Origin of the sequence: Streptomyces sp. GB4-14, assembly GCF_022696125.1 — a bacterium.
GTDB classification, from domain to species: Bacteria; Actinomycetota; Actinomycetes; order Streptomycetales; family Streptomycetaceae; genus Streptomyces; species Streptomyces werraensis.
On the sequence record NZ_RZHO01000002.1, the window covers coordinates 4,834,832 to 4,848,563 of the forward strand.

General features: G+C 72.8%; 11 protein-coding genes. 3 read left to right on the forward strand and 8 right to left on the reverse strand.

The genetic code is table 11. From position 1 onward, the window contains the following. Positions 1-12 precede the first annotated feature (12 nt). Positions 13-504 carry a GNAT family N-acetyltransferase gene (locus ELQ39_RS23335; protein WP_242593793.1) on the forward strand — a complete coding sequence of 164 codons (492 nt, stop codon included), beginning with the start codon at positions 13-15 and terminating at the stop codon, positions 502-504. Positions 505-517: 13 nt separating this feature from the next. Here ELQ39_RS23335 and ELQ39_RS23340 read toward each other — a convergent pair whose 3' ends face one another. Next, on the reverse strand, positions 518-1,702 hold the full coding sequence (locus ELQ39_RS23340; protein ID WP_225642294.1) for a MarP family serine protease: 1,185 nt from the start codon (positions 1,700-1,702) through the stop codon (positions 518-520). A gap of 307 nt (positions 1,703-2,009) precedes the next feature. On the opposite strand from ELQ39_RS23340, the gene ELQ39_RS23345 reads away from it, so the two are divergent. Together ELQ39_RS23345 and ELQ39_RS23350 are read left to right on the forward strand one after the other, a co-directional pair. After that, positions 2,010-2,831: a peptidoglycan recognition protein family protein gene (locus tag ELQ39_RS23345; RefSeq protein WP_242595649.1), complete on the forward strand. Its 822-nt coding sequence runs from the start codon at positions 2,010-2,012 to the stop codon at positions 2,829-2,831. Next, the gene (locus ELQ39_RS23350) at positions 2,828-3,004 is read left to right on the forward strand and encodes a hypothetical protein (RefSeq protein ID WP_190000280.1); all 177 of its coding nucleotides are present in this window, start codon (positions 2,828-2,830) and stop codon (positions 3,002-3,004) included. Before ELQ39_RS23345 ends, ELQ39_RS23350 begins: the two co-directional genes overlap by 4 nt. Before the next feature lie 28 nt (positions 3,005-3,032). Here ELQ39_RS23350 and ELQ39_RS23355 read toward each other — a convergent pair whose 3' ends face one another. The 7 genes from ELQ39_RS23355 to ELQ39_RS23385 form a co-directional block, all read right to left on the reverse strand. Beyond that, a complete protein-coding gene (locus ELQ39_RS23355) occupies positions 3,033-3,554 on the reverse strand; it encodes a DUF4240 domain-containing protein (RefSeq protein ID WP_190000933.1) in 522 nt (173 codons plus the stop codon). 138 nt (positions 3,555-3,692) lie between these two features. Then, positions 3,693-4,679: a helix-turn-helix transcriptional regulator gene (locus ELQ39_RS23360; RefSeq protein ID WP_242593795.1), complete on the reverse strand. Its 987-nt coding sequence runs from the start codon at positions 4,677-4,679 to the stop codon at positions 3,693-3,695. A gap of 74 nt (positions 4,680-4,753) precedes the next feature. Further along, positions 4,754-7,456, reverse strand: coding sequence for a pyruvate dehydrogenase (acetyl-transferring), homodimeric type (aceE, locus tag ELQ39_RS23365; RefSeq protein ID WP_190000278.1), 2,703 nt, complete (start codon positions 7,454-7,456; stop codon positions 4,754-4,756). Positions 7,457-7,890: 434 nt separating this feature from the next. Further along, the gene (locus tag ELQ39_RS23370; RefSeq protein WP_225626688.1) at positions 7,891-8,514 is read right to left on the reverse strand and encodes a GntR family transcriptional regulator; all 624 of its coding nucleotides are present in this window, start codon (positions 8,512-8,514) and stop codon (positions 7,891-7,893) included. A gap of 217 nt (positions 8,515-8,731) precedes the next feature. Then, a complete protein-coding gene (gene sucB, locus ELQ39_RS23375; RefSeq protein ID WP_242593797.1) occupies positions 8,732-10,513 on the reverse strand; it encodes a 2-oxoglutarate dehydrogenase, E2 component, dihydrolipoamide succinyltransferase in 1,782 nt (593 codons plus the stop codon). Between the two features lie 60 nt (positions 10,514-10,573). Further along, positions 10,574-11,962, reverse strand: coding sequence for a dihydrolipoyl dehydrogenase (lpdA, locus tag ELQ39_RS23380; RefSeq protein ID WP_190000275.1), 1,389 nt, complete (start codon positions 11,960-11,962; stop codon positions 10,574-10,576). Between the two features lie 227 nt (positions 11,963-12,189). Next, positions 12,190-13,728 carry a leucyl aminopeptidase gene (locus ELQ39_RS23385; RefSeq protein ID WP_190000274.1) on the reverse strand — a complete coding sequence of 513 codons (1,539 nt, stop codon included), beginning with the start codon at positions 13,726-13,728 and terminating at the stop codon, positions 12,190-12,192. Positions 13,729-13,732 lie beyond the last annotated feature (4 nt).

The following is a 13,732-nucleotide window of genomic DNA, read 5'->3' on the forward strand; positions in this document are numbered from 1 at the left end:
AGAGTGACGCGTATGCCGGAACCCCTCATACGTCCCGCCCGCCCCGACGACGAGGCCGCCCTGGCCCGCCTGGACCGCGAGACCTGGTCGCCGCTGCACGAGGTCCGGCCCGAGCCGCCCGGACCCGACGAACCCTTCTTCCACCCGACCTGCGGCCCGGACGCCCATCTCGTCGCCGAGCACGACGGACGGGTCGTGGGCTACGTCCGCCTCGGCCACCCCACCGGAATGCCGACCAACGCGCACGTCCTGCAGATCCGCGGCCTCGCCGTCGCCGAGGAGGCACGCGGCAAGGGAACCGGCCGCGCCCTGGTGCGGGCCGCCGTCGAGGAGGCCCGCCGCCGGGGAGCCCGCCGTATCACCCTGCGCGTCCTCGGCCCCAACACCGTCGCCCGCACGCTCTACGCGTCCGAGGGCTTCGTCGTGGAGGGCGTCCTGCCGGGCGAGTTCCACCTGGACGGCCGCTACGTCGACGACGTCCTGATGGGCCGGAGCCTCCTGTGACGGCGGCCCGCCCCTACGAGATCACCGGCTGCCCCGTGTCCACCGGCGTGGTCGCCGTCGCCGCCCGCGCGGCCTCGTCGGCCACCTCGTCCGCCGTCAGCACGTACCCCGTCTCCGCGTCCGACGTGGAGCGCGCGAACACCACGCCGTACACCCGCCCGTCGGTGGTCAGCAGCGGTCCGCCCGAGTTGCCCGGGCGGACCGTGGAGCGGATCGAGTAGATCTCCCGGGTGACCGGCGCGTCGTTGTAGATGTTCTGCCCGAGCGCCTGCACCCGCGCCGCGACCGTCGCCGCCTGCAGGTTCAGGTCGCCGTCCTGCGGATAGCCCGCCACCACCGCCGCAGCGCCCCGCTCCGCGTCGTCGTCGAAGGCCAGCACCGGCGCCGTCAGATCCGGCACGTACAGCACGGCCACGTCGGTCTGCGCGTCGAACAGCACCACCCGCGCCTCGTACGCCTGCCCGACGCCGCCCACCCGCACGGTCGGCTCGTCGATGCCCGCCACCACGTGCGCGTTGGTCATCACGTGCTCCCGCGCGTACACGAAGCCGCTGCCCTCGCGGCCCTGCGTGCCCGCCACACCCTCGACCTTCACCGTGCCGCGCTGCGCGGCGCGGGTGGCGGCCGCCGTCACGTTGTCCCCGGTCGGCGCGGCGACATCGGCGGTCGACTCGTTCTCGAACGGGTTGAACACCTGTGGGAATCCCGCCTCGGTCAGCGCCGACGTCGCCCGCGAGAACCAGGCCGGCGTGGTGTCCGGCATGGCGTCCTGCACCGCGCCCAGCAGCCGTGAGTCCCGGATCGCCGACGTCACCAGCGGCGACGAGGACGCGCCCAGCACGCTCGCCGCCACCCACGCCACGATCAGCACCGCCACCGCGTTCGCCGCGGCCCCGCCGACCCCGTCCGCCACCCTCAGCGGGCCCCGGTCCAGCTCCCGGCGCAGCCGCAGCCCCAGCCGCCCCGCCAGCTCGTGCCCCACGACGGCCGGCAGCAGCACCGTGAACACCGCGGTCACCGTCGCCCGCGTGGTCCCCGGCGTCACCAGGTCCATCACCCACGGCAGGATCCACACGCCGACGACCGCGCCGCCCACGAAACCGGCCAGGGACACACAGCCGGCGACCAGTCCGCGCCGGTAACCGGACGCCGCATAGGCCAGGACGACCAGCATCAGCAGGATGTCGAGCAGATCCACGCACGCCGCCTTTCTCTTCGGACCACGACCCTCAGTACGGGGCCCGGGGGCCACGTGATCAGCCACACGCCCGCCGGACGCGGGAAAGCAGCCCGCGAGGCGCGCGTGCACTGGGGGAAACGTCATGCACCCGGACGATGGTTCCACCGGCCGTCCACCGACTGGCGGAGCAGACGTCGCGTCCCGCTGTGGCCCGCCCCACAGTGGGACCATGCGTGTCCCCAGGAGACCGCGCGGCGCGCGGAAGCCCCGCCCGGCCCGGATACCCGGCCGGCCCGGCTCCACGCGGCTGCCGAGAACGGTCACCGTGCCCCTCGGCTTCGTGCCGGGCGCGGCCGCGGCCGTCGCGCTGGTGCTGAGCGCCTACGGCGTCGAACGGGCCGCCGAGTCCTCCGACGCCCAGGCCGCCGCCCGCCCCGCGCCCGCCTTCCACGCCCCCCGGCCGGACATCGTGCCGCGCTCGGCATGGCTCGGCGACGCGGCCCGCGACCAGCCCCCGCCGCGCTACGACGACCAGGTCGTCGCCGTGTTCATCCACCACACCGACTCGCCGGGCGGGTACGACTGCGCCGACGCCCCCGGCATCATCCGGGCGCTGTACGAGGGGCAGACCCAGGGCCGAGACTGGGACGACCTCGGCTACAACTTCGTCGTCGACCGCTGCGGCACCGTCTACGAGGGCCGCGCCGGCGGCGCCGACCGGCCCGTCACCGGCGCCCACACCCAGGGCTTCAACCACCGCACCGCCGGCATCGCCGCCCTCGGCACCTTCACCGAGGGCGTGGAGGTGCCGGACGAGATGCTGCGCTCGATCGCCGCCGTGACCGCCTGGAAGCTCGGCCCCTCCGGCACCGACCCGCGCTCCGAGGTGCGGCTGGTCTCCAGCAACGGCGGCAGCCGCTACGCGGCCGGCGCCACCGCCACCCTGCCCGCCGTCGCGGGGCACAGCGACGGCTACATGACCGACTGCCCGGGCGCCGCCCTGCACGCGCGGCTCCCGGAGATCAGGGACCTCGCGGCCCGCCTCCAGGGCCGCGACGCCGGAACCGGCCCCGGCCGGGACACCGGCACCGACACACAGCGCGTCACTGTCGAAGACGACGCACGGAACGAAGAGCTGAGCCCATGAGAGACACCCCTGCCCGAAGTACCACCTGGGCGGACGCCCTGCGACGCCCCTGGACCGCCCTGTGCGCCGCGGCGGCCGTCGTCCTCGGCCCCGCCGCCTCCACGGCCTCCGCCCTCATGCAGGCCAACGCGGCCCCCCTGCGGCAGGCGCAGAGCCCGCACCGGCGCCTGTGACCGGCGCCCGGCGCCCGCGCCCCGCGGCTCAGTCCCCGCGGAACCTCTGCCACAGCCGCGGATAGCGCGCGGCGAGCCGCGCCTCGTTCTCGAAGTCGAGCGGTGTGCCCTCCGGCTCCGCGGGTGCCGGAGGGAGGCCGAGGTCGGGCATCACCAGTCCGGTGAGCTGCTCGTACGCCTCGTCGGCCGCGTAGCCCAGGTCCTCCCCGTCGCCGTCGATCTCCTCGTCGAAGTCGTCGAGCAGCTCGGCGAGCGCGTCCGGGTCGTGCAGCGCGCCCTCGAACACCTCACGGCCCTGGCCGATGAGCCAGCACCGGAAGAAGTCGAAGGCGTCGTCGCTGGCCCCGTCCAGCAGCACCCACGCGGCCCCCCACAGGTCCCAGCGGTACGCGCGCTGGTAGCGCGCCTCGAAGTGACGGGCGAAGTCCAGCACGGCCTCGGGGTCCAGCAGCACGAGCCGCTCCACGAGCAGATCGGCCTGCTCCTCGGGATCCCCTTCGGCATCCTCCCGAGCCCCGTCCACCAACGCCCAGAACTCCGTCTCGTCCATCACGGAACAAGCATCGACCCAAGCACCCCCAAGGGGCGCGGGGAACTGCGCAAAAGGGGGGTCTGGGGGCGCAGCCCCCAGGGACGGGAAGGGAAGGGGCGGCGGGGGCGAGAAACCCGGACGCACCCCCACACCCCCTCACCCCCGGTACAACCGCACCAGCCGCTCCGCCTCGGCGGCGAACCACTCCCGCAACGACAGCGGCTCCAGCACCTCCACCTCCGCCCCCAGCGAAGCCAGCTGCGTCCGGGCCACCTCCTCGGACTCCACCGGCAGCGTCACGGTGACCCACTCCCCGTCACGGGGTTCGGCCACCCCCGCCAGCACCTCCCGCACCGCCCCCGCGTCCACCGCGTACGGCAGTCTCCGCACCCCCTCCGCCGACAGCCGCACCACCACCTCCGCGCGCAGGATCGACCGCGCGAACTGCTCCGCCCGCTCCTCCCAGAACGCCGGCAGATCGAAGTCCTCCGCCCGCTCGAACCGCTCCTCGCGCGGCTCCACCGCCGTGAACCGGTCGATCCGGTACACCCGGAAGGAGTCCCGCCCCGTGACCCGCGCGCACAGGTACCAGACGCCCGCCTTCAGCACGAGCCCGTACGGCTCCAGCTCCCGCTCCACCTCGTGCCGCCGCTCCCCGGACCCGCGCCGGTAGCGTGCGGTGATCCGCCGGTCGTCCCAGACCGCGTCCGCCACGGCCGGCAGCAGCTCCGGCGTCTCGGGCTCCCGGAACCAGTTCGGCGCGTCCAGGTGGAACCGCTGCGCCGCCGTCCGCGAGGCGTCCCGCAGCGACGGCAGCAGCGCCGCGGACACCTTCAGCCGGGCCGCCGAGGCAGCGTCCTCCAGGCCCATCTCGCGCAGCGCGCCCGGCACCCCGGAGAGGAACAGCGCCTCCGCCTCGCTGCGGGCCAGCCCCGTCAGCCGGGTCCGGTACCCGCCGACCAGCCGGTAGCCGCCGATCCGCCCCCGGTCCGCGTACACCGGCACGCCCGCCTCCGACAGCGCCTGCGCGTCACGGGTGACCGTACGCTCCGACACCTCAAGCTCCCGGGCCAGTTCGGCGGCGGTCATGGAGGGCCGGGACTGCAGCAGCAGCACCATCTTGATCAACCGGGCAGCACGCATGCGCCCATCATGCACAAGGCCCCCGTCGCCACGCGCACACGCGTGACGACGGGGGCCTCCCCGCAACTCGGGCCCTACAGCCCGTACTTCTCCCGGGCCTCCTTCACCGCGGTGGCCTTCACCTCGCCGCGGCGGGCGAGCTGGGCCAGGGCGGCGACGACGATGGACTCGGCGTCCACGCCGAAGTGGCGGCGGGCCGCCTCACGGGTGTCCGACAGACCGAAGCCGTCGGCGCCCAGCGAGGTGTAGTCCTGCTCGACCCACTGCGCGATCTGGTCCGGGACCTGGCGCATGTAGTCGGACACCGCCAGCACCGGGCCCTCGGCGCCCTGGAGCGCCTGCCGTACGTACGGCGTCCGGTCCTCGCCGCGCAGCAGGGCCTCGTCGGCCTCCATCGCGTCGCGCCGCAGCTCGGTCCACGAGGTGGCGGACCACACGTCGGCGGACACACCCCACTCCTCGGCGAGCAGCCGCTGCGCCTTCAGCGCCCAGTGGATCGCCGTGCCGGAGCCCAGCAGCTGGATGCGCGGGGCGTTGGCGGCGGGGGACAGGCCCGCGGACTCCGCCGTGTTGAAGCGGTACAGACCCTTGACGATGCCCTCGTCGACGCCCGCCGTCTGCGGCTTCGCGGGCTGCGGCAGCGGCTCGTTGTAGACCGTCAGGTAGTAGAAGACGTTCTGGTCCTCGTCCGGCTTGGCCTCGCCGAACATCCGGCGCAGACCCTCCTTGACGATGACCGCGATCTCGTACGCGAACGCCGGGTCGTACGTCAGGGCGGCCGGGTTGGTCGCCGCGATGACGGGGGAGTGGCCGTCGGCGTGCTGGAGGCCCTCACCGGTCAGCGTGGTGCGGCCCGCGGTGGCGCCGACCAGGAAGCCGCGGCCCAGCTGGTCGCCGAGCTGCCACATCTGGTCGCCGGTGCGCTGCCAGCCGAACATCGAGTAGTAGATGTAGAACGGGATCATCGTCTCGCCGTGCGTCGAGTACGACGTCGACGCGGCGATGAACTCGGCCATGGCGCCGGCCTCGGTGATCCCCTCGTTGAAGATCTGGCCGTTCTTGGCTTCCTTGTAGTACATCAGCTGGTCGCGGTCGACCGGCTCGTACGTCTGGCCCATCGGCGAGTAGATGCCGAGGGACGGGAAGAGGCTCTCCATGCCGAAGGTGCGCGCCTCGTCGGGGACGATCGGCACCCAGCGCCTGCCGGTCTCCTTGTCGCGGACGAGGTCCTTGACCAGGCGGACGAACGCCATCGTGGTGGCCACGTTCTGCGAGCCGGAGCCCTTGTCGAAGGCGGTGAACGCCTTGTCCGCGGGCTGCGGCAGCGGCGCCACCGGGTGCACGCGGCGGGCCGGGGCGGGGCCGCCGAGGGCGGCGCGGCGCTCCTGGAGGTAGCGGACCTCGGGGGAATCGGCGCCCGGGTGCGCGTAGGGCACCACGCCGTCGACGAACGCCGAGTCCGGGATCGGCAGCTCCAGGCGGTCGCGCATCGCCTTGAACTCGTCCACCGTCAGCTTCTTCATCTGGTGGTTGGCGTTCTTCGAGGCGAAGCCCTCACCGAGGGTGTGGCCCTTGACGGTCTGCGCCAGGATCACGGTCGGCGCGCCCTTGTGGGACAGCGCGGCCTTGTAGGCGGCGTAGACCTTGCGGGACTCGTGGCCGCCGCGCGAGAGGTGGAAGCACTCGAGGATCTTGTCGTCGCTCAGCAGCTTCGCCATCTCGACGAGCGCCGGGTCCTTGCCGAAGAAGTCCTCGCGGATGTAGGCGGCGTCGCGCGTCTGGTACGTCTGCACCTGCGCGTCGGGCACCTCGCGGAGGCGGCGTACGAGGGCGCCGGTGGTGTCGAGCTGGAACAGCTCGTCCCACGCCGTGCCCCACAGGGTCTTGATGACGTTCCAGCCGGCGCCGCGGAACTGGGCCTCCAGCTCCTGCACGATCTTGAAGTTGGCGCGGACCGGGCCGTCGAGGCGCTGCAGGTTGCAGTTGACCACGAAGGTCAGGTTGTCGAGCTGCTCGCGGGCGGCCAGGGTGAGCGCGGTCGTCGACTCGGGCTCGTCCATCTCGCCGTCGCCGAGGAACGCCCACACGTGGGAGTCGGAGACGTCCTTGATCCCGCGGTTGGTCAGATAGCGGTTGAAGCGCGCCTGGTAGATCGCGGAGATCGGGCCGAGGCCCATCGACACCGTGGGGAACTCCCACAGCCAGGGCAGACGCCGCGGGTGCGGGTAGGACGGCAGGCCGTTGCCGCCCGCCTCACGGCGGAAGTTGTCGAGCTGCTCCTCGCTGATCCGGCCGTCGAGGAACGCGCGGGCGTAGATGCCGGGGGAGGCGTGGCCCTGGATGTAGAGCTGGTCGCCGGAGCCGTCCCCCTCCTTGCCGCGGAAGAAGTGGTTGAAGCCGGTTTCGTAGAGCCACGCGGCCGAGGCGAAGGTGGCGATGTGGCCGCCCACGCCGTACTTGCTGCCGCGCGTCACCATCGCCGCCGCGTTCCACCGGTTCCAGGCGGTGATGCGCTGCTCCATCGCCTCGTCGCCGTCCACGGCGGGCTCGGCCGCGGTGGGGATGGTGTTGACGTAGTCGGTCTCGAGCAGCTTGGGCAGCGCGACGCCGGCGCCCTCGGCACGCTCCAGCGTGCGCCGCATCAGGTACGCGGCACGGTGCGGCCCGGCCGCCGCGGTCACGGCGTCCAGGGAGGCCTGCCACTCGGCGGTCTCCTCGGGGTCGCGGTCCGGGAGCTGGTCGAGCTCGCTCGGCTGGATGGCGTTGGGGTCGGTCATGTCGCCGCCTTCCTCAGTCGAAGGGGGTGCCCTCAGAAGGGTTCGGGGGTGCCCTTGGTCTTTGGCAGGACAGGGCTGTGGACTTCGGTGGAAGTCCGCAGGCGACAATAACTCCGTGATCGATGATCGATCAAAGGGTTGAGGGGCAAAATCCCTTGATCCGGAGAAAGTCGGCACGGGGTGCCTCCGGCAGTGGCACGCGGTGACGGCGATTCGGCGCGTTAGCGCAGGTGAGGGGGTTGACGCGCGGAAGAGCACGGGGGGTGCGGTGAGATGGCGACCGCGGGTCATCCGTGGCTGACCGCGCAGTTCCCCGCGCCCCTGCAAGGGCGCGGGGCTGTGCCCCATGTGCGGCTCCGTCGCGTGGGCGCGAAGGGGGTCCGGGGGCGGAGCCCCCGGGACGGGACGGGAAGGGGCGGCGGGGGCGAACTCCCTCAGGCCCGCGGCGCACACCCCAGCACATGCGACTTGACCAGTTCCGCGATACGCGGATCCCGGCGGCGGAAGGCCGCGACCAGTTCCTCGTGCTCCTCCGCGTACGACTGCTGCACGGTCCCCAGCCACCGTATCGACAGCGCCGTGAACACCTCGATCCCCAGCCCTTCCCACGTGTGCAGCAGCACCGAGTTCCCCGCCGCCCGCACCAGCTCCCGGTGGAACCCCACCGTGTGCCGCACCTGCGCGGTCCCGTCCGACAGCCGGTCCGCCTCGTACAGTGCGGCGACATGCGGCTCGAGCGCCGAGCAGTCCTCCGCCAGCCGCGCCGCCGCCAGCTCCGCGGCGATCGCCTCAAGACCGGCCCGGACCGGGTAGCTCTCCTCCAGGTCCGCGGCCGTCAGGTTCCGCACCCGCACGCCCTTGTTCGGCGCCGACTCGATCAGCCGCAGCGACTCCAGCTCGCGCAGCGCCTCCCGCACGGGTGTCTGGCTGACCTCCAGCTCGGTCGCGATGCGCCGCTCCACGATCCGCTCGCCCGGCTTCCAGCGCCCGCTGATGATCCCTTCCAGGATGTGCTCGCGGATCTGTTCGCGCAGCGAGTGGACGACGGGCGCGGTCATGACGGGCTCCTTAGCGGGGCCCGCGGGCCCCCGGGGGGCTTTGACGAATAGACAATACGGCCGGGAGCCTGCCCGGGTAGGGCGCGCGGGGGCGCTTTCGCCCAGGTGAGACGAGCCTTACACGCCCCATGTGACGGTGCCCCCGTCCGGAAGCCGCGAGGGCTTCCGGACGGGGGCACCGAGGGACCTGATCAGCGGCCCGTGGTCACCGCCCGGTTCACAGACCGAGCTCGACCTCGAACTCGCCCGCCTCCAGGATCGCCTTGACCGCCGTCAGGTAACGGGCCGCGTCGGCGCCGTCCACCAGACGGTGGTCGTAGGAGAGGGTCAGGTACGTCATGTCGCGGATGCCGATGACGGGACCGTCCTCGGTCTCCACGACGGCCGGACGCTTGACCGTGGCGCCGATGCCGAGGATCGCGACCTGGCCCGGCGGCACGATGATCGTGTCGAAGAGCGCGCCGCGCGACCCCGTGTTGGAGATGGTGAAGGTCGCGCCGGACAGCTCGTCCGGGGTGATCTTGTTCCCGCGGACCTTGCCCGCCAGCTCCGCCGTGGCCTTGGCGATACCGGCGATGTTGAGGTCGCCGGCGTTCTTGATGACCGGGGTCATCAGGCCCTTCTCGGAGTCCACCGCGATACCGATGTTCTCGGTGTCGAAGTAGGTGATGGTCCCCTCGGCCTCGTTGATCCGGGCGTTGATCGGCGCGTGGGCCTTCAGCGCCTGGGCCGCGGCCTTGACGAAGAACGGCATCGGGGAGAGCTTGACGCCCTCGCGTGCCGCGAACGCGTCCTTGGCGCGGGCGCGCAGCTTCATCAGACGGGTGACGTCGACCTCGACGACCGAGGACAGCTGGGCCTGCTCGTGCAGGGCCTTGACCATGTTGTCGCCGATGACCTTGCGGATCCGCGGCATCTTCACGGTCTGGCCGCGCAGCGGGGACGCCTCCAGGGCGGGGGCCTTCTTCGCGGCGGGCGCGGCGGCGGCGGGGGCCGGGGCCGGAGCCGCGGCCTTCGCGGCCTCGGCGGCGGCGAGCACGTCCTGCTTGCGGATACGGCCGCCGACGCCGGTGCCCTTGACGGTGGACAGGTCGACGCCGTTCTCGGCGGCGAGCTTGCGCACCAGCGGGGTCACGTAGGCGCCGTCGTCCGTGGCCTGGGCGGCAGGAGCCGGAGCGGGCGCCGGGGCGGCCGGCTGGGGGGCCGGAGCCGGGGCGGCCTGCTGCGGAGCCGGAGCCGGGGCAGCCTGCTGCGGAGCCGGGGCGGCCGGAGCCTGGGCGGCCGGGGCCGGGGTGGGCTCCGGGGCCGGGGCGGGCTCGGGCTGCGCCGGGGCGGCCGGGGCCTCCTGGGCGGGGGCGGCGGCCGGAGCGGCGCCGGCCTCACCGATGACGGCGAGCTTCGCGCCGACCTCGGCGGTCTCGTCCTCGCCGACCACGATCTCCAGCAGGGTGCCGGACGCGGGGGCGGGGATCTCGGTGTCGACCTTGTCGGTGGACACCTCGAGCAGCGGCTCGTCGGCCTCGACGGTGTCGCCCACCGACTTCAGCCAGCGGGTGACGGTGCCCTCGGTGACGGACTCGCCGAGCGCCGGCAGGACGACATCGGTGCCCTGCGCCGAACCGCCGCCGGCCGAGGCCTCGGCGGTGGGGGCGGGGGCCGGGGCGGCCTGCTCGGTGGACGGCTGGGCCTGCGGCTCCGGCGCGGGGGCCGGCGGGGCGGCCTGCTCGGCGGCCGGGGCCTCGGTGGCCGCGGGGGCGCCGCTGCCGTCGTCGATCAGGGCCAGCTCGGCGCCGACCTCGACCGTCTCGTCCTCGGCGACCTTGATGGAGGACAGCACGCCGGAGGCAGGGGCCGGGATCTCGGTGTCGACCTTGTCGGTCGACACCTCGAGCAGCGGCTCGTCGGCCTCGACGCGCTCGCCCTCGGCCTTCAGCCAGCGGGTGACAGTGCCCTCGGTGACGCTCTCGCCGAGCGCCGGAAGGGTTACGGAAACCGCCATGGTTTCGGTTGCTCCTTAGAAGTGCGGAAGTCTGTGTCGTCGCGCCCGGTGACCGATGGCTCAGTCGTGGGAGTGGAGGGGCTTGCCGGCCAGGGCCAGGTGGGCCTCGCCGAGCGCCTCGTTCTGCGTCGGGTGGGCGTGGACGAGCTGGGCCACCTCGGCCGGCAGCGCCTCCCAGTTGTAGATCAGCTGGGCCTCGCCGACCTGCTCGCCCATACGGTCGCCGACCATGTGGACGCCGACCACCGCACCGTCCTTGACCTGGACGAGCTTGATCTCGCCCGCGGTCTTCAGGATCTTGCTCCTGCCGTTGCCCGCGAGGTTGTACTTCAGAGCGACGACCTTGTCCGCGCCGTAGATCTCCTTGGCCTTGGCCTCGGTGATGCCGACGGAGGCGACCTCGGGGTGGCAGTACGTCACCCGCGGGACGCCGTCGTAGTCGATCGGGACGGTCTTCAGACCGGCCAGACGCTCCGCGACCAGGATGCCCTCGGCGAAGCCGACGTGCGCGAGCTGGAGCGTCGGGACGAGGTCACCGACGGCCGAGATCGTCGGGACGTTGGTGCGCATGTACTCGTCGACCAGGACGTAGCCGCGGTCCATGGCGACCCCGGCCTCCTCGTAGCCCAGGCCCTGCGAGACCGGGCCGCGGCCGACGGCGACGAGCAGGACCTCGGCCTCGAACGTCTTGCCGTCCGCCAGGGTGACCTTGACGCCGTCCTGGGTGTACTCGGCCTTCTCGAAGAAGGTGCCCAGGTTGAACTTGATGCCGCGCTTGCGGAACGCGCGCTCGAGCAGCTTGGAGCTGTTCTCGTCCTCGACCGGGACGAGGTGCTTCATGCCCTCGATGATGGTGACGTCGGTGCCGAACGACTTCCACGCGGACGCGAACTCGACCCCGATGACGCCGCCGCCCAGGACGATCGCGGACTTGGGCACGCGGTCCAGGACCAGGGCGTGGTCGGAGGAGATGATCCGGTCGCCGTCGATCTGCAGACCCGGCAGCGACTTCGGCACGGAGCCGGTCGCCAGCAGGACGTGGCGGCCCTGGACACGCTGGCCGTTCACGTCGACGGAGGTGGGGGAGGACAGCCGGCCCTCGCCCTCGATGTAGGTGATCTTGCGGGAGGCGATCAGCCCCTGCAGACCCTTGTACAGGCCGGCGATCACGTCGTCCTTGTACTTGTGGACGGCCGCGATGTCGATGCCCTCGAAGGTGGCCTTCACACCGAACTGCTCGCTCTCGCGGGCCTGGTCGGCGATCTCACCCGCGTGCAGCAGGGCCTTGGTGGGGATGCATCCGTTGTGCAGGCAGGTACCGCCGACCTTGCCCTTCTCGATCAGGGCGACGTCCAGGCCCAGCTGAGCCCCGCGCAGGGCCGCGGCGTACCCACCGCTGCCACCGCCGAGGATCACTAGGTCGAAAACGGTGCTGGCGTCGTTCGCCACGTCACGTCCTCCATGCATGTGCGCCACGCCGGTCTCCAGTGACCGGTCGGCGGCTGGTGTCCGGCCGCTCTATGTTCTCGGCCCTTGTGTGGGGCCCTGTCCTGCCGAGCCCTATCCTCGCACTTGTCGGGGCCGTACGAGACGCCGGGCCGTGGTGTGAGACGTCCCACTCCCGGGTGAGGGGGCCCCGTCGCACCCGCGTACGAGGCCCGTCACCCGAGGACGTGTCAGCTCAGCTCGCCCGCGGCGGCCCGCTCCGCGAGCCGCACCAGGGTGCGCACCGCGGATCCGGTGCCGCCCTTGGGGGTGTAGCCGAAGGGACCGCCCTCGTTGAAGGCCGGGCCCGCGATGTCGAGGTGGGCCCAGGTGATGCCCTCGCCGACGAACTCACGCAGGAACAGGCCGGCGACCAGGCCGCCGCCCATCCGCTCGCCCATGTTGGCGATGTCGGCCGTCGACGACTCCATGCCCTTGCGCAGGTGCTCCGGCAGCGGCATCGGCCAGGCCGGCTCGCCCGCCTCCTCGGCGGCCTCCTGCACCACGGCGCGGAAGTCGTCGTCGTTGGCCATGATGCCGAAGGTCCGGCTGCCCAGCGCCAGCACCATCGCGCCGGTCAGCGTCGCCACGTCCACGATCGCGTCCGGCTTCTCCTGCGACGCGGCCCACAGCGCGTCCGCCAGGACCAGCCGGCCCTCGGCGTCGGTGTTGAGCACCTCGACGGTCTTGCCGCTGTACATGCGCAGCACGTCGCCCGGGCGGGTCGCCGAGCCGGAGGGCATGTTCTCCGCCAGCGCCAGCCAGCCGGTGACGTTGGCCTCCAGGCCGAGACGCGCGGCGGCGACGACCGCGGCGAACACGGCGGCGGCGCCGCTCATGTCGCACTTCATCGTCTCGTTGTGGCCGGCCGGCTTCAGCGAGATGCCGCCCGAGTCGTAGGTGATGCCCTTGCCGACCAGCGCGAGGTGCTTCTTCGCCTTGGACGAGGTGTACGACAGCTTCACCAGGCGCGGACCGGACGCCGAGCCGGCGCCGACGCCGAGGATGCCGCCGTAGCCGCCCTTGACGAGGGCCTTCTCGTCGAGCACCTGCACCTTGATGCCGTGCTCCTTCGCCGCCGCCTGCGCGATCGCCGCGAACGCCTCGGGGTTGAGGTCGTTCGGCGGGGTGTTGATCAGGTCGCGGGCCCGGTTGAGCTCCTCGGACACGGCGACGGCGCGCTCGACGGCCGCCTTGTACGCCTTGTCGCGGGGCTTGCCGCCGAGCAGCGCGGCCTCGGCGAGCGGGGCCTTGCCGTTCTTGCCGTTCTTCGCGTCGCCCTTGTCCTTGTAGGCGTCGAAGGAGTACGCGCCGAGCAGCACGCCCTCGGCGACCGCGCCGGCGTCGGCGGCGTCCGCCAGGGGCAGCGCGAACGCGGCCTTCTTCGTGCCGGTGAGGGCGCGGGCGGCGGCGCCGGCCGCCTTGCGCAGCGCCTCGGCGTCGTAGCCGGAGTTCTCCCGGGGCTGGGCGCCCAGGCCCACCGCCACGACGAGCGGGGCCTTGAAGCCGGCCGGCGCGGGGAGCTTGGTCACCTCGCCCTCGGCACCGGACGCGCCGAGGGTCTCCAGGACACCGGCCAGGTTGCCGTCGTACGCCTGGTCCACGGCCTCGGCGCCCGGAGCGACGACGGGTCCTCCGGGCTTGGACGCGGAGCTCTTGGCGACACCGATCACGATCGCGTCGGCGCGCAGGCCGGCGACCGCGGCGGTGCTGAGAGTCAGAGCAGTCACGGTG

Coding starts and splice junctions, on each gene's coding strand:
- ELQ39_RS23335 (WP_242593793.1), top strand. CDS start 13: ATGCCGGAACCCCTCATACGTCCCGCCCGCCCCGACGACGAGGCCGCC.
- ELQ39_RS23350 (WP_190000280.1), top strand. CDS start 2,828: ATGAGAGACACCCCTGCCCGAAGTACCACCTGGGCGGACGCCCTGCGA.
- ELQ39_RS23355 (WP_190000933.1), bottom strand. CDS start 3,554: ATGGACGAGACGGAGTTCTGGGCGTTGGTGGACGGGGCTCGGGAGGAT.
- ELQ39_RS23360 (WP_242593795.1), bottom strand. CDS start 4,679: ATGCGTGCTGCCCGGTTGATCAAGATGGTGCTGCTGCTGCAGTCCCGG.
- aceE (WP_190000278.1), bottom strand. CDS start 7,456: ATGACCGACCCCAACGCCATCCAGCCGAGCGAGCTCGACCAGCTCCCG.
- ELQ39_RS23370 (WP_225626688.1), bottom strand. CDS start 8,514: ATGACCGCGCCCGTCGTCCACTCGCTGCGCGAACAGATCCGCGAGCAC.
- sucB (WP_242593797.1), bottom strand. CDS start 10,513: ATGGCGGTTTCCGTAACCCTTCCGGCGCTCGGCGAGAGCGTCACCGAG.